Origin of the sequence: Natrialba aegyptia DSM 13077, assembly GCF_000337535.1 — an archaeon.
GTDB lineage: Archaea > Halobacteriota > Halobacteria > Halobacteriales > Natrialbaceae > Natrialba > Natrialba aegyptia.
On record NZ_AOIP01000032.1, the window covers coordinates 218,098 to 242,235 of the forward strand.

Genomic DNA, 24,138 nt, shown 5'->3' on the forward strand with positions numbered 1-24,138 from the left:
TGCCTCATCCGAACTGCGGACGGTCAGTTCCAGCGCACCCGTCGGGGTGATGGCGGGCAATCGCTACAGCGGACCGTCTCAGGCCTCGTCGAAGAGTTCGTCGCCGTCGATCATGTGCTCCTCGACGGCGTCCATATCGAGCGTCACGCCGAGTCCCGGTTTCTCGGGGATTTCGATGTAGCCGTCCTCGATGATGTCTTCTTCGACCAGGTCCGCCCACCAGTCGAGTTCGTAGGAGTGGTACTCGACGGCGAGCGAGTTCGGAATCGCCGCGCCGACGTGGGCGCTCGCCATCGTCGCGACGGGTGAGGAAACGTTGTGCATCGCAACGGGCACGTAGTAGAGGTCGGCGAGGTCGGCGATCTTCTGCGTTTCGCGCATGCCACCGACCTTGGGCATGTCGGGGGCGATGATGTCGACGGCCTGCTCTTCGAGCAGGCGGCGCTGGCCGTGTTTGCGGTAGACGTTTTCGCCGACGGTGATCGGCGTCGTGGTCCCCTGCGTGACCTCCCGCTGGACGTCGTGGTTCTCCGGCGGGACGGGGTCTTCGAGCCACCAGACGTCGTACGCTTCGAGGCGTTCCGCGAGACGCTTGGCGGAGCCGCCGGAGAACGTCCAGTGACAGTCGAAAGCCACGTCGGCGCGGTCGCCGACGCGTTCGGTGACGGCTTCGACGATCGAGGCCTTGTGTTCGATCTCGGGTTCGCGAAGGTGGCGGTTCGCGCGGTCCTTTTCGTGGCCCGAGGGAACGTCGAGGTCGAACTTCAGGGCGTCGTAGCCGAGTTCTTCGACGACGCGCTCGGCTTCGTCGGCGCAGGCGTCGGGGTCGGCCTCCTCCTCGGTGTGACAGTCGCAGTAGACGCGGACCTCGTCGCGGTACTTGCCGCCGAGCAACTGGTAGGCCGGCACGTCGAGAATCTTCCCCGCGAGGTCGTGGAGCGCGACCTCGATTCCCGCGATTGCGGTCACGGTGACGCCGCCGATCGAGCCCTCGCCGGACATCTTCTGGACGAGGTGTTCCGTGAGTCGGTCAATGTCGAGCGGGTTCTCGCCCTGCAGGAACGGCGTCATGCGCTGGATCAGCTCTGGAACGCCCGCCCCCCAGTACGCCTCACCGGTACCGACGGTCCCCGCGTCCGTGTAGATTCGCACGAGCGTCCACGGGAAATTGCCGTCGATCATCGTCGTCTGGATGTCCGTGATCTCGACATCGCGGCCGCCCCCGCGTTCTCGTGTAACGCCCATCGTCTCCGCCGAGAGTTCGCGCATCGTGTACTCGGCGTTCGGGTCGTGAAGCTGCGAGTAATCGATTCCCATAGAAACCCCACTTACACCTATGGTAGTAATTGTTTTGAATCCGTGGTGAGTTCACGAGTCTCACTCAGAAGCCGCCCGCCGGCGCGTCGAACTCGACCGCAGTTTTGACGACATCGTCGCCGTTCTTGAATGCTTCCGTGTACTCGCCGAGATCGTAGACGCCCGTCACGAGTTCGTCGGTGAACCACGCGGGAAGTTGGGAGAGCGTGTCGATGGCGGCCTCGAAGTGGCCGCGGTGGGAGTTGACGGTGCCGAGGAGTGCCTTGTTGTGCAAGACGAGTTCGCGGTGGAGGCGACCGCCGTCGACCTCGAACTCCCAGGGTTCGGGGACGCCGAGCAGGACGCCGACCCCGTTGGGTGCGAGCGCGTCGACCGTCTCGAAGGCGTGTTTGGCGTGTCCGGTCGCCTCGTAGACCAGATCGACGGCTTCGTGGGCGTCCGGGATCTCCGAAACCGGCGTCTCGCGGGAGTCGACGTAGGTCGCGCCGAGATCCTCGACGAGTTCGACGGTCGGATGGGAGCGATCCCGCCGACCGAGACAGTAGGTGCGGTCGATGTCGAGGACCGATCCGAACATCGCGAGCGTGAGCAGTCCGAGCGGGCCGTTACCGAGGACGAGCGCCGTTTCGGGGTCCCAATCGAACGCGGAGCGAGACGCGACGGCGTGCTCGATCGCCTTCTCGGTGATGCTGATCGGTTCGACGAGAAAGCCGAGTTCGGCGAGTTCAGGCGGGATCGAAACGAGATACTCGGCGGGGCTAGTGAAGTATTCCGCCATGAACCCGTGTGCACCCACGATCCCGCGCTCGAAGTACTCGTCCTCGGGTGCCATATCCGGCTCGCCTCGCTCGAAGAACTCGTTGGAGCGACCCGGCGGGCGGCGAACGGTCGGCACGACGAACTCGCCGGCGTCGAGGTCGGTGCCGTTTGGCTCTTCGACGACGCCGACGGCCTCGTGGCCGAGGACGAGTCGGTCAGCGCCCGCGGGCAGGTTTCCGTGATGGCCCGCGATTACTTCGTGGTCGGTCCCGTCGATCCCGACGCGAAGCGTGCGCACGAGCGCTTCTCCCGGTTCGGGTTCGGGACGGGGCCGCTCGACGAGCGAAGGCTCCCCAGCACCCGGTTCGACAGCGATCGCTTTCATACCCGGATCTGAGAACCGGCGAAATAAAAATTTACCTCTCTAGTAGTAAATCTCTGAATACGGGTCGGCCGTCGGCAGTACTTATAATATATTTTATAGTAATGGCCGAGCGAGTTCGCTTCAATCGTTTCCCAGCGACGGCGAGTAACGGGCTGTGAGGCGCTCGTTCGGCCGAACTCGATCCGAGTTCGGTTGCTGCCCACACTACGTTTGGCAGTATATTCTGTATATCGTGACTCTCACGATTCGTAACTGGTGTTCGAGACGGTCGGTGCATTCGGAATACGGTGGTTTTTCGTCATAGATCGGCACTACCTGCCAGGCAGCAGCGATTTTTGAATGGTGGTTCTAGACCATCAGTAACGAATGGGGGAACAGGTGGGATAACGACAGTCCAGGGAGGTGGCTAGTCGACGGGTTATCATCGAGTCGGAACGCGAACGGGAGACGAAACGGGTGACTCGAAGGGAGGAAAACGAGTTCAGAACGTCGGGGTCTCGACGGTCAGTTGCCGCGGGCGTCCTCGACGGCGGCGACGAACGATTCGGCGGTCGCTCGAACCTGATCCATATCGCCGCGGTCGATGGCGTCCGCGTCGAGAATCGCTCCGCCCGCGCCGACCGCAACCGCGCCGGCGTCGAAGAACTCGTCGACGTTGTCCGCCGAGACGCCGCCGGTCGGAATGATGTCGACGTCGCCGAGCGGGCCGCTGAGCGCGCTGATGTGTCCGGGACCGACCGTCGAGGCGGGGAACATCTTGAGCACGTCTGCGCCGGCCTCCATCGCGGTGACGGCCTCGGTGGGCGTCATGACGCCCGGTGCGGAGAGGACGCCGTGGCGGTTACAGGTGCGAACGACCTCGGGGCTGGTGGAGGGCGAGACGACGAACGTCGCGCCGGCGTCGATCACGGACTGGGCGGTCGCGGCGTCGAGGACGGTTCCGGCACCGAGTATCGCGTCGGTGTCCGCGAGTTCGCGGTCGACGGCGGCGATCATCTCGGCGGCGCGGGTGCCGTCGGCCGTGATTTCGAGGGCCTCGACGCCGGCCTCGTAGAGCGCGCGCGAGACGGGAACGACTTGCTCCTCGTCGACGCCGCGAACGACGGCGATGACGCCGCTGTCGACGATTCGGTCTTTGATGGTTCGCGTGTCGGTCATCGGTTTCCTCCACGTGTGCGTGACGGATAGTTCCCACCGCATGGGTCGGCGTGGTTCGAAGGCATCGTCTCCGCGTTCTCCCGGGGACGCAAAGAAATTTACCTAAATCGAGGCGCTACTGCCCCTTCCTCAGCGAGCGTCATCAGAACGCGACACGTTCTGATTGGCAGTCAGAAATCAACGATTTCTGACGACGCCCGAAGGCGCGAGCAGGGAGGGGATACAGCGTCCCCAGAAATCTTCGATTTCTGGTGTGCGAACGAGACTCGGAGCATCTCGTCAACGCCGCTCGTGTTTCTTGCACTGTTCTACAGCAGGCCCGCAGACCACCGCTATCAGTAGCTTTATGTTTCTACGTAGTCTAAACATTAGTGATGGATCGATACGAGGTCGAAGGACACGAAGTCCACGAAGCCGAAGTCAAACCAACCGGCAACGGCGCTCACGTGCTCGTTCCCAAGCGGTGGCGAGGTGCCACCGTCAAGGTCGTCCGCGTCACCGATCCGTCCGACGAAGACGAGTAGACCATGCGCTACAACTACAGGTATCGGCTCAACCCGACCGACGAACTCCACGAACAGTTAGCGTGGACTGTCGATACCTGCAGACAGGTCTACAACCACTTTCTGCACCGACTCAACCGAGAGAACGGAACCTCGGCATACTCCGAGCAGTCAGTCCTTCCCGACCTCAAGAACTGGTGGACCGACCTCAACCAAGTCCACTCGAAAGTGCTGCAGAAAGTCGTACAGCGGCTGTACGACAACCGCTCAACACTGAAGGGCCGGAAGGACAACGGCTACCGCGTCGGCGAACTCAAGTGGAAGGCTCCGAAGGAATATCGCTCGATCACGTACAGTCAAACCGGCTTCGAACTCAACAACACGAGTGGCCGTACTGTGCTTTCTCTTTCCAAAATCGGCGATATTCCGATAGTCTACCACCGCGACGTTCCCGACGACGCCACGATCAAAGAGGTCGTCGTCAAGCAGGAACCGACCGGCGAGTGGTTCGCCGTCCTTGGAATCGAAACCGAGGGCGATGCGCCACCGAAGCCCAAGAAACTCGAGGACTGTGTCGGGATCGACGTGGGTATCCTGAAGTACGCACATGACACCGACGGTACGGCTGTCGAACGTCCCGACCTGTCCGACGAACGCGAGCGGTTGGAACGCGAGCAACGCAAACTCTCGCACAAAGATCACGGATCAGCGAACTACCGCAAGCAACAGCGTGTCGTCGCCAAACGTCACGCCGATCTGAAGCGAAAGCGCAGGGACTTCTTGCACAAGCTCTCGAACCACTACGCTCGGGAGTACGACCTCGTTGCGGTCGAAGACCTCGATGTGAAGGGTCTGATGGAACTCCCGTCGAACAGCCGCAACCGTGCCGGAGCGGCGTGGGGAACGTTCCTCCGAATGCTCGAGTACAAGTGCGAACGCGAAGGCACGCACTTCGTGGCCGTCGATCCGGCCGGAACGACCAAAGAGTGTGCGGCCTGTGGCGTCGAGACGGACAAACCACTGTGGGTTCGCGAGCACTCCTGTCCCTCGTGCGGGTTCACGGCGGACAGGGACTGGAACGCGGCCTACAACATCTTGGTACGCGGTCTGAAGCAAGTAGGGACGGGCTGTCCCGAATCAACGTCCTCAGAATCGCTCTGCGATTCTGATGGGCTGCGAAAATCGCACTGTGATTTTCGAACGCCTGCGGAGACTGCGCTCCCTACGGAAACCACTTCGGTTCCTGCAAAGCGCGTCGTGGAAACAGGAAGCCCCACTCTCAAGGAGCGAACGGCGTCAGCCGTGAGCGAGTAGGGTGGGGAGGAAGTCACTCACAGGTGACTCTATCGCTGAGACCGACGGCGGCTATTCTTCAGTGACTCGCGTCGGCGAGCGGCCGGAGCGTCACCGAGTCCGCCTCGAAGTCTTCGAGGAACGCGCCGGTGCCGCCGACGACGTACTGCGCGCCGTCGACATCGATCGTGAACGAGTTCTCGATCGGCAGCGACGAGGTTACCGGGCGGACGAGGCTCTGTCGAACGTCGACGATCTCTCCCGAGAGGGTCGACGGGAGCGCGTCGTCCTCGTCGGCGACCGGTGCGCCAGTCACCGTCGCTTCGAGGTTCGTCTCCGTCGCCCGGTGCAGCGCGATCTGGAAGACCGCGTTGCGGAACCCGTCGTAGGTCTGCGGGAGGTCCCGGGGCGTCGTCACGTATCGTTCATCGGCGGTCGGCCAGTAGTTCGCCAGGAACGACCCCGCGAGCACCGGGACGAGCTGTTCTTGCGAGAGCGTGATGGCGCGCGTATCGCTCGTCGAACTCGTCAGCAGTTGGCTCGGCGCGAGCAGCCCGTGCTGTCGGTCGACCGTGAGCATCGTCGGGACGAGAGCGTCCCACGTCCGAACCGTACTCGCAGCGCCCGCGAGGGAAGCGATGTCCTGTTCGTCGTCGCCGGTTGCACCCAGTAGCAGGAGAACGAGGACGCCGCGGTCGACGGTCGCTTCGAGCGTCGAGCGGATCTGGGGGAGCACGTCGATCGGGAGCGAGAGCGTCACTTCTGTTTCGGCGCGGGCGAGCAACTCTTCGAGTCGCTTGATGACCGTCTGGCGCGACTTGATGACCTCGAACTGTTCGCCGGAGCGCTCGGTCGCGGTGTAGCGTTCGCGCAGTTCGGGTTCGATCTCCTCGACGCTTTTCGTGAGTCGGTCGACGACCGTCTCGGGATCGACGGGCCGGATCACGGTCGGCACGGCGTGATCGTCGACCTCGACGAACCCGCGATCCTCGAGTTCTTCGCTGATGCTGTAGACGTAGCGCTTCGAGACGTCGGCGGCGTCGGCGATCGTACTCGCTTTCGACGCGCCGCGGTCGAGAACCGCGAGGTACGTGTCGATCTCCTTCTCGGAGAGACCGAACCGGTCGAGGAGGTCGGCGAGCCCGTCAGTATCCATGAGTATTCAGTACGTCACGGATTGCGGTGGGGCGGCAAAAAGATTCGCGGTCACGCCGTCGTCGCGAGTCCCGCGACGCGCACACGGCCGGCTCTTAGAAAATAGGAATACATTTTACAACAAACTTTAACCAACGGGGCGCGTACGCCGGGACACGATGAAACTCCACAGCGCCCTGAACGACGTCAAACGTTCGCAGGGAGAGAGTCGTCTCTTTCCCGGCGAGCGTCGGTCGACGACGGGCCGTTTCTCGGGTTTCGATGATAGGCTCGTCCACGTCGCGCCGGATGGCTCGCTCAGGGACTACTCCTATCCGCTCTCCGGGCTCGTCGGAATCGACCGGTCCCGATTTGGCATCGAACTTGACGACACCGTTTCCTGGCTCGATAGCGAGACGACCGCCACCCAGCGCTACGTAGATGAGACGGCGATCGTCGAGACGAGACACGATCTCGACGGTCGATCACTCACCCAGTACGACATCACCGTCGGCCGACTCCATCTCACTCACTTCTCGCTCGCCGGTGCCGACGAGCCCACCGGTGGAACCGACGCCGACAATACTGGTAACACAACCGACGGCACCATCGACGCCACACTCCACGCCTGCCTCGCGTTCGCACCGGAAGACCGGGCCAGCCGCGTCGGTCAACTCCGGCACGACGACGCCGTCGAAATCCACCACGACCGCGAACGCGACTACCTCGCTGCCTCGACCGAACTCGCGATTTCTGGGCAGGTCCCCGCGTGTTTCACCGAACTGCTCGAGACCAGTCCGACACCCCTCCCCCGGACCGACGACGCCGGCCGCTACGAGGAGGACCGCCTCAGCCCGATCACGCTCGCCGAGATCGAACTCACGGGCGCAACGCCATCGACCACCGTCGCGACGCTTCTCACCGACTCGGACGACGGCTCGCGGACAGACTCCCTCGATCGCGTCCGCGATGGTGCGAACGCGCACGCCACTCGCAGGGCGGTTCTCGACGCCGGCCGAACGCAGGCGGCAGAGGCCTTCGCCGGTGTTCTCGCGACGGCGTCCGATGAGGCGGCACCAGGCCTGGAACTGACGGACCCGGTCGTTGATCTCCGGGCACTCCGTCTGCTTCGAGCCCCGAACGGCCCGCGAATCGCCGGCCCCGAGTTCGATCCCTTCTTTCGTTACTCGGGCGGCTACGGCTACACCTGGTTCAGAGACGACGCCGAAATCGCGACCTTTCTGCTCGCCGCCGACCGTCGGGCTGAACTCGGGCTCGAGGACTGGCACCGCAAGAGCGCACACTTTTACGCGCAGACGCAACTCGACGACGGCACCTGGCCACACCGCGTCTGGCCACACAACGGCCGCCTCGCCCCCGGCTGGGCACACGGTCGCATCGAAGAGACCGACGAATCGACTGACTATCAGGCCGACCAGACCGCAAGCGTCGCCGCCTACCTCGCGACCTACCTTCGCGTCGTCGATAGCGACGACACGCAGGCTCGGCAGTCCCTCGTCGCCGCACTCGACGGCCTCGACGCCGCGCTCGGAGCCGACGGGCTCCCTACCCGAGTTCAGAACGCCTGGGAGAACATGACCGGCCGGTTCACCCACACCGCCGCAACCTATCTCGAAGCCTACGCCACGATCGCACGAGCGCCGATCGCGGACCAGCACCGCGACCGCGCGCTGGCACGCGCCCGAACGGTCTACACGGCTCTTGACGACCTATGGATTCCCGACCAAGAACGGTACGCGCTCCGCCTCGACGACGGCGAACTCGACGCCCGACTCGACGGCAGCACCGTCGCACTGGCGGCGGCCCACCGCGAGTTCAACGCGCTCGACGCTGGGCCGGAGGCGGGAACGGGCGTCGACGCCGACCGGCTCGATCGACTGGTGACACACCTCGAGGCGACTATCGACGGCCTCTATCGAGATCCGGACGGGCCGATCGAAGGGCTCGCCCGGATCGAAGACGACCCGTGGCGCACCACCGACCAGTCGGCCCCTAAAATCTGGACGGTGACGACCGCCTGGGCGGCCCACGCGGCCGCAACGCTCAGTTCGCTGCTGGCCGCACACGATCACGACGCGGCCGCCGGATTCGACGAGCGCGCACGCGAACTGCTCGAACTCGTCGCGCCCGGCGGCCCGCTTCGAGCGGCAACCGGCTATCTTCCCGAACAGTTCTTCGACGACGGAACCCCCGACAGCGCAACCCCGCTCGGCTGGCCCCACGCGTTGCGCCTCGCAACCGCGGCTGAACTCGCGGCCGACGAGTCAGAATTGATGGGCGGCGTCGATCACGCACCGCTGCAAGACTGAACTCAGAAACTCGTTTCAGTTCGCAGTCGCTCGTTCGACGACGCTGCTACCGCTCTCAAGAAGACGGCTGACCGCTCGAAAACCGTTGAGAGGGATTTACGACGGCGTCGCTCGGGACTGGTGCTCGCGGTCGCCCTCGCGAGCCTGTTCGAATACATCTCGTCCGGATTCTGCGTCGAACAGGTGGAGATCGGACTCGTCGAACGTAATCGCGATCTCGTCACCCGCCGCGAGTTCGACATCGGAGGCGACTCTGGCGATGAACTCGGGTGCAACGTCTAAGTGGAGGAAGTTGTCGGAGCCGACCGGCTCGACGACATCGACACCGGCCCGGATCGCGTTCTGGGCGCTCTCACCGGCTATTTCGACGCTCTCGGGGCGGATACCGAGGGTGAACTGGGACCGCTCGAGAACGGCAGTGTTGGCGGTGGCGTACTCGCTCGAGAGGTCGAACGTGACCGTCTCGTCGGACCTGTCTGGACCGCGAAGGCGAACGCCGTTACCGACCCGTTCGGCGGTGACTTCGATGAAGTTCATCGACGGCGAGCCGATGAAGCCGCCGACGAAGCGGTTCGTGGGGTTTTCGTAGACTGCCGTTGGGGCCCCTTGCTGCTGCAGTTCGCCGTCGTTGAGGATGACGATCCGATCACCCATGGTCATCGCCTCGTGCTGGTCGTGGGTGACATAAACCGCCGTAATCCCGAGTTCGTCCTGGAGCCGCTGGATCTCCGCGCGCATACTCGTCCGGAGTTTCGCGTCGAGGTTGCTGAGCGGTTCGTCGAACAGGAACAGATCGGGTTCTCTGACGATCGCGCGGCCGAGTGCAACGCGTTGTTTCTGGCCGCCCGAGAGTTCGTCGGGTTTGTCCTCGAGCAGCGATTCGATGTCCATCATCTCGGCGGTTTCGACGACGCGTCGTTCGCGTTCGTCCGCGCCGAGATCGGTGCTCATGCGCAGCCCGAAAGCCATGTTTTCGAAGACCGTCTTGTGCGGGTACAGCGCGTAGTTCTGGAACACCATCGCGACGTCCCGGTTTTTGGCGTGGACGTCGGTGACGTCCTCGTCGCCGATTTCGATTCGACCGGCCGTCGGCTCCTCGAGCCCGGCTAGCATTCGGAGCGTCGTCGTCTTCCCGCAGCCGGAGGGGCCGACGACGGTAACGAACTCGCCGTCTTCGATGTCGAGCGTCAGGTCGTCGACGGCGACGACCGTCCCCACGTCGTATTCCTTCCGGAGCGATTCGACCCTGACACGTGCCATTTCCCTGGTGGTTCGGCAAGAGGGTATAAATTCTTTTCCCAAAAATCGAAATTCGAGAAGAATAATTACATCATATTTGCTGGAGAGTGACCTTTTAGATCGAACCGCCTGAGATAACGCCCGTTGCGTGAACCCACGGACCGGTCACCGAATCTTGCTCCACTGAATCGGTCATCGTACTACTGGATGATCGATCCTAACAATTAAATATATGAAGATATAATTCATCACTGTTTCCACCATGCCAATGCAACGCAGGCGGGTTATCGCGGGGATCGGCGGGGCTGCAACGCTGTCGGTCGCCGGTTGTCTCGGTACCGACGACCAGGGAACGACGCTCTGGAACGAGTTCGAAAACGGCGAAGAGGAAACGCTCGAGGAACACCTCGACGCGTTCAACGAGGGGCGGGAGGACGAACTCGGAGCGGAGAACATCGCGGACATGGAAGAGCAACTCAACACGGCGATTCCGGCAGGCGACGGTCCCGAGACGTTCGCGTGGGCCCACGACTGGCTCGGGCGCTTGCACGACCAGGAGTTTCTTTACGATGCCAGCGGGAGCCTCGACCTCGATCTCGGGAGCGAGTTCACGGCCGACGCCGCGGACGCAGTCCAGTGGGAGGGTGGCACCTACGGCGTGCCGTACGCGGCCGAAACGGTGACGCTGATGTACAATCCGGAACTGGTCGAGGAGCCGCCGGAGACGCTTTCGGAGATGGTCGACATCATGGAGGAACATCACGATCCGTCCAGCAATCAGTTCGGACTTTCGTACCCGCCGATAGATCCGTACTTCGTCAGCGCGTTCCTGCACGCCTTCGGCGGCCGAACGTTCCACAAGGACAGCGGTGAACTCGGTATCGAGGACGACGAGTTCATCGAGGGTCTCGAACTGCTTCGGGACAATCTCTGGGAGTACGTGCCGGGGGACCCGTCGTACGAGAGTCAGATGACGCCGTTCAACGACGGGACCGCCCCGTTCGCGATCAACGGGCCGTGGCAGGTCAGCGGTTTCCGGGATGCCGGGATCGACGCGACGCTCGCCCCGTTGCCCGATATCGACGGCGGCTCGCCGACGCCGTACACCGGGATTCAGGTGTGGTACTTCACGTCCGCACTCGGCGATGCGGACGAGGCGGCGACCGAGACGACGATGGATTGGGCGGAGTGGTACGCGACCACCGAGGACGTGATCGTCGACAATGCGAATCAGCACGGGCTGATCCCGGTTCATCAGGAGTACGCCGATAGCGACGACCTCGGCGAGGACGTCGAAACGTTCCTGGAAACCGTCGAGACGGGCACGTTGATGCCGGCCGATCCGCGGATGGATCTCGTCTTTACGCCGCTCGAAGACGCACTCGAACGGGTGTTCAACGGCGACGCAGACGCTGCCGAAGCCATGGAATCGGCAGCCGCCGAGATCCGCAGCCGTTGGGACTAACACCCACGTCCGATACTCAGATATGTCCACCTCATTCCTCGAACGCGTGTCCGCGGTGAGCCAGCGACGACTCCCCTTCGACGCGCGCAACGACAGCCTGTTCGGCCTCTTGCTCGCTGCCCCCGGCGTCGTGTTGTTCCTCTCGTTCATGCTGTTCCCCATCGCGTTCCTGGTCTATCTCTCGCTGACCGACGCGACACACGCGGGCACCGTCATCGGGGGCGACGCCACCATCGTCGGGCTCGAAAACTACATCGAACTCGTCACCGATGCACAGTTCTGGACCTCGCTGACGGTCACCTGGCTGTTCCTCGCCGTGAGTCTCGCGATCAAGATCGTCCTCGGACTGGGCCTCGCAATGTTGCTCACGCACGCACGCGTCATTGGGAAGCGCTACATGCGAGCCGTCGTCATCATCCCGATGGGACTGCCCGCTATCTTTATCGTCACGGTCTGGCGCGGACTGTTCAGCGGCGCTCGGTTCGGACCGTTCAACGAGCTACTCGCGTCCTATAACGACATCATCACCGGCGTCGTCGGCCTCTTCGATCAGGCCGTCTTCTTCGCTGCGGTCTCTGCACCGGAGCTACTCCTCGTGGATCTTCCGATAAGTTGGCTGAGCGGGCGCTGGAGTGCGTTCCTGGCGTACGTGATGACGGAGGTCTGGCTCGCGTATCCGTTCATGGTGATCATCATCGTCAGCGCGCTGCAGGACGTCCCGATGGAACTGCACGACGCGGCCAAGGTCGACGGCGCGGGCTACCTGTACCGGTTCGTCCACGTCACCGTACCGGCGGTGAAGCGCCCGGTCATGTTCGCGTCGATCCTGACCGCCGCGACATCCTTCCAGCAGTTTCTCATTCCGTGGATCTTCAACGGCGGCGGCCCCTCGCGACAGAACGAACTGCTCATCGTCTACGGCTATCGGGAGGCGATCGAACTCAACCAGTACGCCTTCGCATCCGCAATCATGGTCACCGCAATCGCGTTCATCGGACTGTTCATGTGGCTCGCCGTCAGAAAAGGCGATCTTGCTGCGGGGGTGAACGGTGCATGAACGCGATTATCGCCGTCCTCGGCAGCGTCATCAGCACCGTCGCATCGTGGACCCGCAAAAAGGCGACCTGGCCGCTGCGGGTCATCCACGCCGTGCGATTACCCGTCCAACAGGTTCGAGCGGGGAACCGGAGCGTTCTCGACCTCGCCAAGACGGCACTCGGGACCGGAAGTGCACTTGCCGTTCTCGCCGTGCTCATGTTCCCGCTGTACTGGATCTTCGCGGCTTCGCTCTCGTCGGGGACGGGGCTGATGAGCACCGACGGTCTCTTCGCCGATCCGACGACGTACAATCTCGACGCCTACCGCTGGGTGCTCTTCGAATCCCCGTTCGTGGATGCCCTCCGCAACAGTCTGGTCGTCGTCTTCGTCACCGTCACCGTCTCCATGTCGGTCGTCATCCCCGGCGCGTACGCGCTCTCGCGCCACGAGTTCAGGGGCCGGAAGAAGATCCTCTACGGCTACGTACTGTTCACGCAGGTCGGTGCCGGGTTATCGATTGCGACGCTCATCGCGTTGTACGTGCTGTTCAACAGTGTCGGGCTGAGCAACAACCTGCTCGTGCTCGGGTTGTTCTACGCCGCGGGCGCGGTTCCGTTCAACACCTGGCTGCTCAAGACTTTCATGGATAACATTCCGGTCTCCTACGAGGAGGCCGCCGTGATCGACGGCGCGGGCCGCTGGCAGGTCATCCGCGAAGTGATCTTGCCGCTCTCGAAACCCGGCATCGCCGTCGTACTGGTCTTTACGTTCCTCGCGGGCTGGAACGAGTTCATCGTCGCCCGGACGCTGCTTCGTCCCGAGAACTACACCCTCTCGGTTGAACTCTACGCGCTCGCGACGGCCGGGCAGTACGATACGCCGTGGACGCAGTTCTCGGCGTTTGCGATGTTGTTTGCGATGCCGGTGGCGTTGATCTACTTCTTCGCCCAGAGCTACGTCGAGAGCGGGCTCTCGTTCGGCGGCATGGAAGGGTAATCTCGTTTTCCTCGTTCCCTCGTTCTCTCGTTCTCGCTGTTCTCCTCGCCCCATGTCCCGTTCGAAGTTCGAACTGCGAGCCACGGATTGCAGTTCTCAGGACCGGCGTCCGACGATCGACTCGGCTTCGAACGCTGCTCGTCGAGCCGATTCATTGAACTCGCAAGGAAGGTTCGCGTTAGTGATCGCCGGTCGCTGCTCGCTGATCGCCGGTCGCCGGTCGCCGCTCGCTGCTCGCTGTGACGATCAGGCCAGCGGGAGGACCGACGCGACGGAGACGATCATGACGAACGCCGTCACCGAAACGATGGTCGTCAGCGCCGTCCAGATTTTGAGCGTCTCGGTCTGCGTGAGGCCGCCGATTTCTTTGACCAGCCAGAATCCGCTGTCGTTGAACCACGAGCAGATGTTTCCGCCGGCCCCGATAATGAGCGCCAGGTAGACCGGATGGACTGCCAGTTCCGGCACCTGCGGGGCCATGATGCCCGCGGTCGTAATCATCGCGACGGTCGCAGAGCCCTGCGCGATGCGAATAGCGGCGGCGATGACCCACGCTGAAACGAGTACCATGACACCGTTTCCGCCGCCGACCGAGACGAGGTCAGTGATGTAGTCGCCGATGCCGGACGTCGCGAGGAGGCCGCCGAACGCGCCGCCGGCGGAGGTGATGGCGGCGATGTGCGCGCCGCTTTTGAGCGCTTCGACGAGTTCATCGGTCCAGATATCGCGGTCGAGTTGGCGAACGCGCAGGTACGTAAGTGCTGCTGCGAGGGCGGCCGCGGTGAGCGCGAAGTTCGGGTCGCCGAGGAAGGCCGTCGCCGGTTGGATCGTCTCCAGCGGGCCTTCGAACGCAGCAAAGTTGAGCGTTCCCAGCGGTCCCAGGGAGGCGCTAACGCCCGTCGAGGCCATCTCGAAGAGGTAATTGGCGGTCGTACTGAGTGCGACGAGGACGACGGCGAGCAGGATCGGGAGCGTCGCCTCGAACAGTCCCGGCAGTTCGCTATCGGGGAGTTCCGCCAGTTCCTCGACTTCGCGGGCGTTCGATCCCATCGTCTCGCGGAGCGGGATGTCGTCGAGGCGGTCGTTGATCCACCGCCCGTAGAGGATGCCAGCGACGACGGTCGTCGGAATGGCGACCAGAACGCCGGCGATCATCGTGGTGCCGAGATCGACGCCGAGTTCGAGCGCGATCGCGAGCGGGCCGGGAGTCGGCGGGACGAATACGTGCGTCGTCGATGCGCCTGCACCGACGACACAGAGAAAGAGCGCGTAGTCGCGGCCGGTGCGGGCTCGCATGGAGCGAGCGAGCGGTGCCATCAGGTAGAAGACGTTGTCGAAAAACACCGGAATCGAGAGCGCGCTGCTGCTCCCCCAGAGCGCGAGGTAGGACCGTTCTTCGCCGGTTACCGACTGGAACGACCGAACGATGCGCTCCGCAGCGCCGCTTTCCATCATTCCCTTGCCGATGAGTGCGGCCATCAAGATGGGAATACCGACGCTGGTCATCGTCTCGCCGAACCCGCCGGCGATTTCGGTGGGGACCTCACTGAGCGGCACCGCCGCCGTTGCGGCACCGACGATCAGCGATGCGATAACGAGTCCGAGAAACGCCGGTAGTTTCAGCCAGACGAGTAATGCGATGACTGCGATCAACCCGATCACAAAGACGATCAGGGGGTTACCGATTGCCATGGCTAACTTGGACACGCTGATCCGTATTATATTTCATCATATAGAACAGGGATCAAAAGCACCCATATATCCATTGTTGTTATTTATTAATGGACGAGTAAAGAGTAGCCATCGAGATTCGAGGAAAGGATTCAACAATACTTATCAGATATGTGTGTGCGTACACTCGGTTCGAGCACTCCCTGAAATTGTTATATATCCGGCATCTACGCGGCAAATCGCTGACTGGATGGTCCGCCACCGGACCGAAATGATCAGTGGTGGAACATATTTTCGAACGGTCGCACTCGAGAACGAAGCGTCGGTCTCGCGGGGCGTCTCTACAGCCACGTACAGACGAACTGCAGAGTGTATACAGTCAGCTCACGGGATCGTCGATCAGCGTCAGCAGTTCGCGAACCGACGGCCGATCGAACGAGTTCATCCCCTGATAGCTGGTCGTGACCGTCGGCTCTCCGTTCCGGAACTCGAGGATGATCGTCATCGGTGCTCGACCGATCGCCTGGGCCATTCGTCCGAGTTTCCCGTATCTGGTTTGCTGTGTAAAGGCCGTCGCAAGCGCCGTCTCGCTGTCGGCCAGGACCGGAAACGGCGGCTCGACGAGTCGCCGCCAAGAGCGCACCTTCGGATACGAGCCCGGCACGACTACTGCCACAGCGATGTCCCGCCGCCGAAAGCGGTCGTACGCATCCGCGACCTCGCGAGCCTGTTGTCGACACGTGCCGCTCTGATGGCTCTGCATCAAGAGCAAGACGACAGCCGCCGAGTTCGAACCGAGTGCGGCGACCGAGACCGGATCGGGGCCTGCTCCCACGTTCGGGAACTCGAGCGAGACGACCTCGGGATCCATACGCAGTGTATGGGATGGAGACCGAAAGCGGTAGTCCCGGCAGTTGTCGGCGCGTTCGCGGTCGTAACCGATATTGAGACGCGTAGTCTTCGTCGCGGTGACCGCGGCGGTCGGACCCGCGGCTTGGCCTGGCTTCAGAGCGCCCCGGTGCTCGACTGCCGTATCCCGAGCACCCCCGACATTACAGCCCGGACGTCAGGGCTCCAGTGCCGCAATGATCTCCGCCGGGGACGCATCGAACCCGCCAGCCTGCGCCAGGGTAGCCGAACCGCCACCGCCACCGCCGAAGGCATCGGTTACCTCCGCGACCACCGTCTCGGCGGAGAGCGACGACGTGGCGTCGGTAGCGACGACGACGTAGGTGGTGTCGGTGCCCCCTGCGATCACGACGACATCCGCAACCTCACCCGCCGCTTCGCGTGCGATCTCCCCCGCGTCGTTCGTGTCCATCTCCACCTCCGAGACCGTCGTCACCCACTCGAGTTCATCTCGCTCGAACGGCTCGCTCCCCCCGAGTTGCGTCTCCACGAGGTCGCGCTCGAGCGACCGCGCTCGCTCGGTAGCCGCTTCGCGCTCGTCCCGAAGCCGCGCCAATTCGTCTCCGACAGCCGAAAGCGGCACGCCGAGCGTTCGGCGAGCGGTCAGCGCCGCCGCCTTCTCCGCGCGGCGGCGTTCGATCGCGTCCGGGCCGACGCTGAACTCGATCCTGGTGAGTCCGTCGCCGGGATTCGATCGGTCGAGTATGGTAACGGGGCCGATCTCTCGCGTGTTTCGAACGTGCGTGCCGCCGCAGGCGGCGACGTCCCACGGTTCGGCCGAGCCGTCGGTACTCGTGGTTACGGTGGGGCCGCCGGACGGGGTTCGTGCTCGCGTCCCGCTCCCGCCCCCGTTCTCGTCCGCGCCGCCGATCGTGACGACGCGAACGCGTCCCTGCTGGAACGCGCCGTCTTCGGTCGCCTCGTTGAACGCGATACGATCCCGATCGCGCGCGTCCGCGACCGGCACGTCTTCCCAGGAAACGGGACGTGACTCCCAGACGGCACGGTTGACGAGCGACTCGAGTTCGAGGAGCGTTTCATCGTCGATTTCCGAACTCGTCTCGAGGTCGACGCGGATCTTCTCCTCGCCGATGTCGAAGCCGCCGTAGCCGAGGTCATCGAGGACACGACGGCCAGCGCCATAGAGTGCGTGGCTGGCGGTATGTGCGCGCATACAGTACATGCGGAAGGTCCAGTCGACCGAACAGAGGACGCGCTGGCCGGAGCGAAACGACGGGTCGTCGGCCAGCACGTGGATGTGCTCGCCGTCCTCGAGTCGGACATCGTCGACCGCGATGCCGCCGATCGTGCCGCGGTCGGCCGGCTGGCCGCCGCTTTCGCTGTAGAAGTAGCTCGTGTCGAGCCGAACTCGTCGGCCGTCGATCGCCGTCACTTCGGTCTCGAACCGCGTGGCGTACGGCTCCGCTGCCGCGCGTTGCCCACTCATCGGTCTCACTCCGTTGCCCGGTACCAAAAAGCTGCTCGCCGATCCGCGGTCGGTCGCGTCGGTCTCGTTGCTCGGTGTTACTCGGTCGGTATTCGATCCGTTACTCGGAAAGCGTCACGCCGAGTCGCTCCTCGAGCGCCTCGATCAGGCCGCCGCCGATACCGGCTTGCGTCGCTCGACCCTGCTCGACTGCGAGCAGGTCCTTTTCGGGAACGTCGAGTTCGTCCGCGAGCTCGGACCGCTGGAGGCCGGCATCGCGGCGGGAATCGACGAGCGTCTCGCCGTAGTCCGAGACGAGGTACGGCAGCGGGTCGTCGTCGTAGTTGGTGCCGTCTTGCTCCCAGTGCTCGGAGTCGTCGTCCCAGACGGGATTCGCTTTGGCGACGTTTTGGGCAGCCTTCTGTTTGCGGCTGGGTTCGTTGCGGGAGTCGCTGGAGTTGCCGGTATCGCGCGTCGAACGTTGTTGACGCTGTGTCTTCTGTGCGTCGTCGTGGGGTGCACAGTCCGGACAAACCTCGAGTTCAGCGCCGGCGACCGAGGCGCGGCGCAGCGAATCGCTTTCGGCTCCGCAGAGTTCGCAGTTCGTCCCGCCACCGCCGCCGGACGAACCGGTCGAGTACTTAGCCATGGTATTCTTTGGCAACTGCGACATTTGAAATCTCCGTTCCGGGCGGTCCCGTGTGACCTCGCCGCAGACGCAAGCACAAAGGAAAGGGCTTTTATAATCACACTGGATACGATTGAGTGCGGACAAAGAGAAAGCAAGTGCGAGCGTGGGTAGCCAAGCCAGGCCAACGGCGCAGCGTTGAGGGCGCTGTCCCGTAGGGGTCCGCCGGTTCGAATCCGGTCCCACGCATCGCCTGGTGGAAGTCGTTCACGTGCAGTGAACGGTTGTCCACCGCTAACGATGCAGGTGATTTCCCTTCGTGGACATCACCCACGCATAATTCCTTTCGGTGCTGCTGATCGAGAGCGACGGGTTTCGGTGTGGTTGCCGGTTTCCACACCGGTCCCGACCGGAGAGCGAACTCTCGAACGCCACCGTCGTCACGATATCGCTTACAGTGCAAACAGTCTGCGTCTGACCCGAAGTCGATACGCACTTCGTCCTGCTAGCCGACGATCACGTATGGACACGGAGTTCGTTCCGCGCGAACGCGTCAGGTCGCTCACGGCCGTTCTGAGCGTGGTCTCACTCGCGGTCGTCTTTTCGGCGGCGGGCGGTCGCGTGCCGCAATCGGCCGTGCCGGCCGCCCCGGCGTGGGTTCTCGAACTGATTCCGCACCTAAACGTCGCGCTGAGCGCGACCGCGATCGGCACGATCACGATCGGCTGGCGGGCGATTCGCCGCGGGGCCGTCGTGACACACCGTCGGGCGATGCTCGGCTCGTTCGCCCTCTTCGTGACGTTCCTCGGTCTCTATCTCTACCGGCTCGTCGCGACCGGTGGCCCGGCGTCCTTTCCCGGACCCGAACAGGTCTATCTGTACGTGTACCTCCCGGTACTCGCGATTCACATCTTCCTCGCGGTCGTCTGTATCCCGCTGCTGTATTACGTCCTCCTCCTGGCGCTCTCCCGGCCGATTGCGGCGCTCCGTCGGACCGCTCACGCCCGGGTTGGCCGGTTTGCCGCGACGCTCTGGCTGATCTCGTTCTCGCTCGGGATCGTCGTCTACCTGCTCGGCTACGTTATCTACTGATACCGAGTTACCAAGCCCGAGACGACGGGCTACGAAATGAGCTGCTGGAAGAAATCGCTGAAGAGGACCAGGATCAACGCTGAAACGATGATCAACAGCAGGAAGGTAAAGAAGATAACCGCTGCTTGCCTCCCGGTCAGTGAACTCCCCTCGAGGAACTCGTTTATATCCATAGCTGGGTGTTCACGCGTCTCTATTTTAAAATTAGCGCAAACGGACGAACGGTCACCCGAGCGGTCCGTTCAGACGGACTGCTGTAAGTCATTTCCAGCGCAACCGCGCCCGTCCTGCGGTTGCGCCGGTAAGTCGGTACAGCAGACCGTCTCAGTCGTCGGCCGACAGCGTCGGCCCGTCGAGCGTCGGTCGTTGCACGTCACGATCCGTCTCTTCACCCTCGATGTCGTAGGGATACTCCCCGGTCACACAGCCTAAACAGAGGTCGATGCGTTCTTTTCCGAGAACGTCAGCGACGGCATCGGTCGAGAGGTACGCGAGGCTGTCGGCGTCGATCGCGTCGCGGATCTCTCCGACCGACTTGTCCGAGGCGATGAGTTCGTCGCGGGTGGCCATGTCGATCCCCATGTAACACGGCGCGACGATCTCCGGCGCGCCGATGCGCATGTGGACCTCCTCGGCACCGCAGTCTTTGAGCAACTGGACGAGTTGCGTCGAGGTCGTCCCCCGCACGATGGAGTCGTCGATGAGCGTGACGGTCTTTCCCTCGACGGTCGATTTGATCGGGTTGAGCTTCAGGCGAACGGCGCGCTCGCGTTCGTCCTGCGTCGGCATGATGAACGTCCGGCCGACGTAGCGGTTTTTCATTAGCCCCTCGGCGAACTCGACGCCGTCATCGTCCTGGTCGCGCGCTTCGCCGTCGGCCGTCGTCTCGGTCGCCGCGTCGGCGTAGCCCGACGCGAAGGCGCGTCCCGAGTCGGGGACCGGCATCACGACGTCGGTTTCGACGCCGCTTTCCGCCCAGAGCTTGCGACCCAGGTTTCGCCGGGCCTCGTAGACGAGCGTGTCGTCGATGATACTGTCCGGACGCGCGAAGTAGACGTGTTCGAAAAAGCAGTGTGCGGTGTTGTCCGCCTCGACGAGCTGGTAGGAGTCGAATCCCTGGCCGTCCTCGCCGAGGACGACGAGTTCACCGGGGCGAACGTCCCGGACGAGGTCGCCGTCTAAGGTATCGATCGCGGCGGATTCGGAGGCGAGGATGTAGCCGTCTTCGAGTTCGCCGATGCAGAGTGGCCGATTCCCTTGCGGGTCGCGGACGCCGAGAACGGTGTCGTCGTGGCTGATCGTCAGCGCGTAGGAGCCGTGGATGCGCCCCATCGTGCGTTTGACGGCGCGGACGAGGTCTTCCTCGAGGAGGTTGCGCGCGAGGTCGTGTGCGATGACCTCGGTGTCGCCGTCGCTCGTGAAGGCGTGGCCGAGGGCGGCGAGTTCGTCGCGGATCTCGTCGGCGTTGACGAGGTTGCCGTTGTGCGAGAGGCCGAGCGAGCCGCTTTTGAACGAGACGGAAAACGGCTGTGCACACGAAGAGTCGACGGACCCGGCGGTCGGGTACCGGACGTGTCCGATCCCCGCGGAGCCGGCGAGCGGGTCGAGATCGCCCTCGCCGAAAACGTCCCCGACGAGGCCCATATCGACGTGGCTGTGTTGCTGGAAGCCGTCGTGGGTGACGATCCCGGCGGACTCCTGGCCGCGGTGCTGGAGTGCGTAGAGCGCGTAGTACAACGGTCGTGCCGCGTCTCGACCGTCCAGTGAGACGCCGACGACGCCGCACTTTTCGGTCATTCCTGTTCGCCGGGGAGTCTCGCCCCGCCCATCAGTCATGGTCGTCCATAGGACCTCGACCCGATAAAAATCCCCGTGTTTGTGCCTCCCTTCTGGCGGATGGAACGAATATCTATCCACGTGCGTGGATATCTCGTCGGCATACCGCGGGCGGGCGGCGAAACCGATGACACAGTATTCAAGCGTATTGACTCGAACACCTTGCGTATGCGACTCGAGGAGTACTGGGGAGTCGGCCCGAAGACGAGGGAGACGCTGGTCGCCGAACTGGGGCGAGAACGCGCGACCAGAGCCATCGAGAGCGGCGACGTTCGCGAACTCGCGACCGCCGGCCTCGCCCGCGGGCGAGCGACGCGCATCCTGCGCCGGGCGACCGGCGGCGACGGTATCGACATGCTGGCGACGAGCGACGCCCGCGCGGCGTACAAGGACCTGCTCGATCTGGCGGTCGAGCACGCCGTCACGCAGCGCGCGGCCGACCGAATCCGCGTTCTCACGCCGCTTGCCACCCGCGCAGAGATGGAATCGCGACTCGACGACGTGCTCGCGGCTCGGGATGCCTGGGCCGCCCTCGACGAGGGAAACCGGGAAACCGTCCTCGCGGCCTACGAGCGCTACGACGACCGCGACGAGAGCGAGCGCGCCGCCGTCGAAACCGCACTCGCGCTGCTCGAGGCCGGCGTCGACTCCGGCCCGTTCGCAACGATCGCCGAACTCGACCCCGAAACGCTCGCGGCGGCCGCCGACGCGCTCTCGGCCTTCGAGAACGACGGCGGCAGCGGCCGACTCGTCCGCGGGGCCGACGACGAACTCGATCGGCTCTGCGACGCGCTCGGAACGGTCGAGGACATGGACGCGAACGCGCTCGAACTGATCGAGGAGTTGCGCTCGGACGGCGTCCGCGACGTGAGCCAGTTCCGCGAGGCCTTCGAAGACCACCTGCTCTCGGAGACGGCAGTCACAGTCGAGCAGGTTCGCGACGCGATGCCCGCCGATGCGACCGACGCGACGGACTTCGTCGGCGGGACGCTGCGCACGTTGCGCGGCGACCTCACCGCGGCGATCGACGAACGTGAAGAGCGGGTCGCCGGCGAGTTCAGAAACGTGCTCGAGGACTCCCGGGCGGCCATCGACCAGGCCGTCGAGGCGGTCGACGACATCGCCTTGCACCTCTCGCTCGCGCGCTTTGCGCTCGCGTACGACTGCACTCGGCCGACGTTCGTCGAGGGAGAATCGGCCGCGGTATCGGTCGTCGAAGCGCGGAACCTGACGCTCGCCTCGCCAGTGACCGACGCCAAGCGAACCGAGGTCGAGGAAACGGTGCAGCCGATCACCTACGCGCTCGGCGACCACGGCGTCACCGATCCGGCTGCCGTCCCCGGGAGCACCGACACGGCACCCGGCCGCCAGCGCGTTTCCGTCCTCACAGGCGCGAACAGCGGCGGGAAGACGACCCTGCTCGAGACGCTCTGTCAGGTCGTCCTGCTCGCGTCGATGGGGCTGCCCGTCCCCGCCGAGCGGGCCGAGGTCACGCCCGTCGACTCGCTCGTCTTCCACCGCCGCCACGCCAGTTTCAACGCCGGCGTGCTCGAGTCGACGCTGCGCTCGATCGTACCGCCGTTGTCCTCGTCCGCCGACGGCCGCACGCTGATGCTCGTCGACGAGTTCGAAGCGATCACGGAACCCGGCAGTGCAGCCGACCTGTTGCACGGCCTCGTGACGCTGACCGTCGACCGCGACGCCCTCGGCGTGTTCGTCACGCACCTCGCCGACGACCTGGAGCCGCTGCCGCCCGAAGCCCGCGTCGACGGCATCTTCGCCGAAGGACTCAATCCCGAACTCGAGTTGCTGGTCGACTACCAGCCGCGGTTCGATACGGTCGGGCGGTCGACGCCGGAGTTCATCGTCTCGCGCCTGGTTGCGAACGCGGACGACCGGGGGGAGCGAGCGGGCTTTGAAACGTTGGGTGAAGCGGTCGGGAACGACGTGATCCAGCGGACGCTGGCCGATGCGCGCTGGAGCGAGTAGGTCGCTGTGGCCGGCGTACGTGATTATTGGGCTGCGGACCGCAGCGTCCGTCAGGGCTCTCGGTCGTCGCCGGTGTCGAACCGGTAATTTCGTTCCGATGGCCAGTGGTCGGTGTCGAACGCGTCCGTCGGATCTGTCGAATCTGTCGGATCTGTCGTGTCCGTCGTGTCCGTCGTGTTCCCCATGCTCGACGAGGCGACGCTGCTAGATGGCGTTCGAGCGTCGTGACTGGCCTGTTGTTCGCTTCCGAGATGGGTGTAGACGATGCCGCCGTACTCCTCGCAAACCCGCGCTTCGAGGTACGCCTGTGCGGCAGGGCGCGCGAGAACACCCATCTCGATTACGTCCGTAAGCGTCGTCTTCGTCGCGCGAAACCAGGTTCTGACCGCAGTATCGTCGTGCGGGTCGGGTTCGACGATCGCGCCGCGTTCGTCGCCGTGACCATCCCCCCACTCGAGCCAGCAGACGTGATACGAGGAGACGGTATAGTTGGCGGCGGGGTCGACGAGAAACAGCGCCTCGTGGACGCACGGATCGAGATGCGCGGTCAGAATTCGGTCGCGGGCAATCGAGTCCGCGAGTAACTCCGACGAGACGGTGCCATCGGCGAGTGGCGTCTCAGCGGTAATCTCGTCTGCAAGCGTGAGATCGGTCCCGCCCCAGTGGCTGTATCGGAGGTCGTAGAGGCGGTCGGGCCGACGGTACGCGACGAGCGCTCTATGCCCCATTCGATCCCTCCGAACGGAATAGCGTGCTCGCGTCGTTCGCTCCGGTCACCGCAGTAACGGTCGTTCCACACAGATCCGCGGCCTCGCGCTCACGCCAGTGGTCCGGCAGCCGGCGGCCACCTGGTTCGAGATCCATTGCTGGTTCTGGTTCCGTCCCGGTATTTGAACCTCGGGGCGAAAGCCGGAATTGCAATGATACGAGAGTCCGCTCGGAACGAGTTCGAAACAGCGATTCCCGATAG

The 24,138-nt window shown here is 63.8% G+C and carries 21 protein-coding genes and 1 tRNA gene; 9 read left to right on the forward strand and 13 right to left on the reverse strand.

Annotated elements, in window-relative coordinates:
• Positions 1–78 precede the first annotated feature (78 nt).
• The 3 genes from C480_RS15115 to C480_RS15125 all read right to left on the reverse strand — a co-directional run bounded on the left by C480_RS15115 (position 79) and on the right by C480_RS15125 (position 3,619).
• Positions 79–1,317, reverse strand: coding sequence for a mandelate racemase/muconate lactonizing enzyme family protein (locus tag C480_RS15115; protein ID WP_006666490.1), 1,239 nt, complete (start codon positions 1,315–1,317; stop codon positions 79–81).
• Positions 1,318–1,381: 64 nt separating this feature from the next.
• Complete coding sequence (locus C480_RS15120) at positions 1,382–2,461, reverse strand: glucose 1-dehydrogenase (RefSeq protein WP_006666491.1); 1,080 nt, start codon at positions 2,459–2,461, stop codon at positions 1,382–1,384.
• Between the two features lie 504 nt (positions 2,462–2,965).
• Positions 2,966–3,619: a bifunctional 4-hydroxy-2-oxoglutarate aldolase/2-dehydro-3-deoxy-phosphogluconate aldolase gene (locus C480_RS15125; protein WP_006666492.1), complete on the reverse strand. Its 654-nt coding sequence runs from the start codon at positions 3,617–3,619 to the stop codon at positions 2,966–2,968.
• A gap of 374 nt (positions 3,620–3,993) precedes the next feature.
• On the opposite strand from C480_RS15125, the gene C480_RS23090 reads away from it, so the two are divergent.
• Together C480_RS23090 and C480_RS15130 are read left to right on the forward strand one after the other, a co-directional pair.
• Complete coding sequence (locus tag C480_RS23090; RefSeq protein ID WP_006666493.1) at positions 3,994–4,143, forward strand: DUF2080 family transposase-associated protein; 150 nt, start codon at positions 3,994–3,996, stop codon at positions 4,141–4,143.
• Between the two features lie 3 nt (positions 4,144–4,146).
• Positions 4,147–5,436: an RNA-guided endonuclease InsQ/TnpB family protein gene (locus tag C480_RS15130; protein WP_006666494.1), complete on the forward strand. Its 1,290-nt coding sequence runs from the start codon at positions 4,147–4,149 to the stop codon at positions 5,434–5,436.
• Positions 5,437–5,494: 58 nt separating this feature from the next.
• On the opposite strand, the gene C480_RS15135 is transcribed toward C480_RS15130, so the two are convergent.
• Positions 5,495–6,571, reverse strand: coding sequence for a TrmB family transcriptional regulator (locus C480_RS15135; RefSeq protein WP_006666495.1), 1,077 nt, complete (start codon positions 6,569–6,571; stop codon positions 5,495–5,497).
• A 157-nt stretch (positions 6,572–6,728) separates the two neighbouring features.
• Between C480_RS15135 and C480_RS15140 the strand changes: the two genes are divergently transcribed.
• Positions 6,729–8,879 carry a hypothetical protein gene (locus C480_RS15140; RefSeq protein ID WP_006666496.1) on the forward strand — a complete coding sequence of 717 codons (2,151 nt, stop codon included), beginning with the start codon at positions 6,729–6,731 and terminating at the stop codon, positions 8,877–8,879.
• Between the two features lie 96 nt (positions 8,880–8,975).
• Here the strand turns inward: C480_RS15140 and C480_RS15145 are convergent, their stop codons facing one another.
• A complete protein-coding gene (locus C480_RS15145; RefSeq protein ID WP_006666497.1) occupies positions 8,976–10,139 on the reverse strand; it encodes an ABC transporter ATP-binding protein in 1,164 nt (387 codons plus the stop codon).
• Between the two features lie 247 nt (positions 10,140–10,386).
• Here C480_RS15145 and C480_RS15150 point away from each other — a divergent pair, with 247 nt between their 5' ends.
• Genes C480_RS15150 through C480_RS15160 form a run of 3 tightly spaced genes read left to right on the forward strand, consistent with a single transcriptional unit; the run spans position 10,387 to position 13,617 of the window.
• Positions 10,387–11,583: an extracellular solute-binding protein gene (locus C480_RS15150; protein ID WP_006666498.1), complete on the forward strand. Its 1,197-nt coding sequence runs from the start codon at positions 10,387–10,389 to the stop codon at positions 11,581–11,583.
• Positions 11,584–11,605: 22 nt separating this feature from the next.
• The gene (locus C480_RS15155; protein ID WP_006666499.1) at positions 11,606–12,640 is read left to right on the forward strand and encodes a carbohydrate ABC transporter permease; all 1,035 of its coding nucleotides are present in this window, start codon (positions 11,606–11,608) and stop codon (positions 12,638–12,640) included.
• Positions 12,637–13,617 (forward strand): sugar ABC transporter permease, encoded by a 981-nt coding sequence (locus C480_RS15160; RefSeq protein WP_006666500.1) that lies wholly within the window; start codon positions 12,637–12,639, stop codon positions 13,615–13,617. Before C480_RS15155 ends, C480_RS15160 begins: the two co-directional genes overlap by 4 nt.
• Positions 13,618–13,863: 246 nt before the next feature.
• Here the strand turns inward: C480_RS15160 and C480_RS15165 are convergent, their stop codons facing one another.
• The 4 genes from C480_RS15165 to C480_RS15180 all read right to left on the reverse strand — a co-directional run bounded on the left by C480_RS15165 (position 13,864) and on the right by C480_RS15180 (position 18,272).
• Positions 13,864–15,309 (reverse strand): GntP family permease, encoded by a 1,446-nt coding sequence (locus C480_RS15165; RefSeq protein ID WP_006666501.1) that lies wholly within the window; start codon positions 15,307–15,309, stop codon positions 13,864–13,866.
• A gap of 358 nt (positions 15,310–15,667) precedes the next feature.
• On the reverse strand, positions 15,668–16,159 hold the full coding sequence (locus tag C480_RS15170) for a redoxin domain-containing protein (protein WP_006666502.1): 492 nt from the start codon (positions 16,157–16,159) through the stop codon (positions 15,668–15,670).
• Positions 16,160–16,354: 195 nt separating this feature from the next.
• Positions 16,355–17,644: an alanyl-tRNA editing protein gene (locus C480_RS15175; RefSeq protein ID WP_006666503.1), complete on the reverse strand. Its 1,290-nt coding sequence runs from the start codon at positions 17,642–17,644 to the stop codon at positions 16,355–16,357.
• A gap of 100 nt (positions 17,645–17,744) precedes the next feature.
• Positions 17,745–18,272 (reverse strand): helix-turn-helix domain-containing protein, encoded by a 528-nt coding sequence (locus C480_RS15180; protein WP_006666504.1) that lies wholly within the window; start codon positions 18,270–18,272, stop codon positions 17,745–17,747.
• A gap of 143 nt (positions 18,273–18,415) precedes the next feature.
• Between C480_RS15180 and C480_RS15185 the strand changes: the two genes are divergently transcribed.
• Positions 18,416–18,500, forward strand: a tRNA-Leu gene (locus C480_RS15185).
• Positions 18,501–18,773: 273 nt separating this feature from the next.
• The gene (locus C480_RS15190) at positions 18,774–19,343 is read left to right on the forward strand and encodes a DUF420 domain-containing protein (protein ID WP_006666505.1); all 570 of its coding nucleotides are present in this window, start codon (positions 18,774–18,776) and stop codon (positions 19,341–19,343) included.
• A 29-nt stretch (positions 19,344–19,372) separates the two neighbouring features.
• Here C480_RS15190 and C480_RS23880 read toward each other — a convergent pair whose 3' ends face one another.
• Together C480_RS23880 and purF are read right to left on the reverse strand one after the other, a co-directional pair.
• Positions 19,373–19,516 (reverse strand): hypothetical protein, encoded by a 144-nt coding sequence (locus C480_RS23880; RefSeq protein WP_006666506.1) that lies wholly within the window; start codon positions 19,514–19,516, stop codon positions 19,373–19,375.
• Positions 19,517–19,667: 151 nt separating this feature from the next.
• Entirely contained in the window at positions 19,668–21,140 is a 1,473-nt protein-coding gene (gene purF / locus C480_RS15195) for an amidophosphoribosyltransferase (protein ID WP_006666507.1), read from the reverse strand.
• 207 nt (positions 21,141–21,347) lie between these two features.
• Here purF and C480_RS15200 point away from each other — a divergent pair, with 207 nt between their 5' ends.
• On the forward strand, positions 21,348–23,168 hold the full coding sequence (locus C480_RS15200; RefSeq protein ID WP_006666508.1) for a MutS-related protein: 1,821 nt from the start codon (positions 21,348–21,350) through the stop codon (positions 23,166–23,168).
• Positions 23,169–23,218: 50 nt separating this feature from the next.
• Here C480_RS15200 and C480_RS15205 read toward each other — a convergent pair whose 3' ends face one another.
• Together C480_RS15205 and C480_RS23525 are read right to left on the reverse strand one after the other, a co-directional pair.
• Positions 23,219–23,896, reverse strand: coding sequence for a DUF6735 family protein (locus C480_RS15205; protein WP_006666509.1), 678 nt, complete (start codon positions 23,894–23,896; stop codon positions 23,219–23,221).
• Positions 23,886–24,032, reverse strand: coding sequence for a hypothetical protein (locus C480_RS23525; RefSeq protein WP_161607013.1), 147 nt, complete (start codon positions 24,030–24,032; stop codon positions 23,886–23,888). The genes C480_RS15205 and C480_RS23525 overlap by 11 nt, the downstream gene beginning before the upstream one ends.
• Positions 24,033–24,138 lie beyond the last annotated feature (106 nt).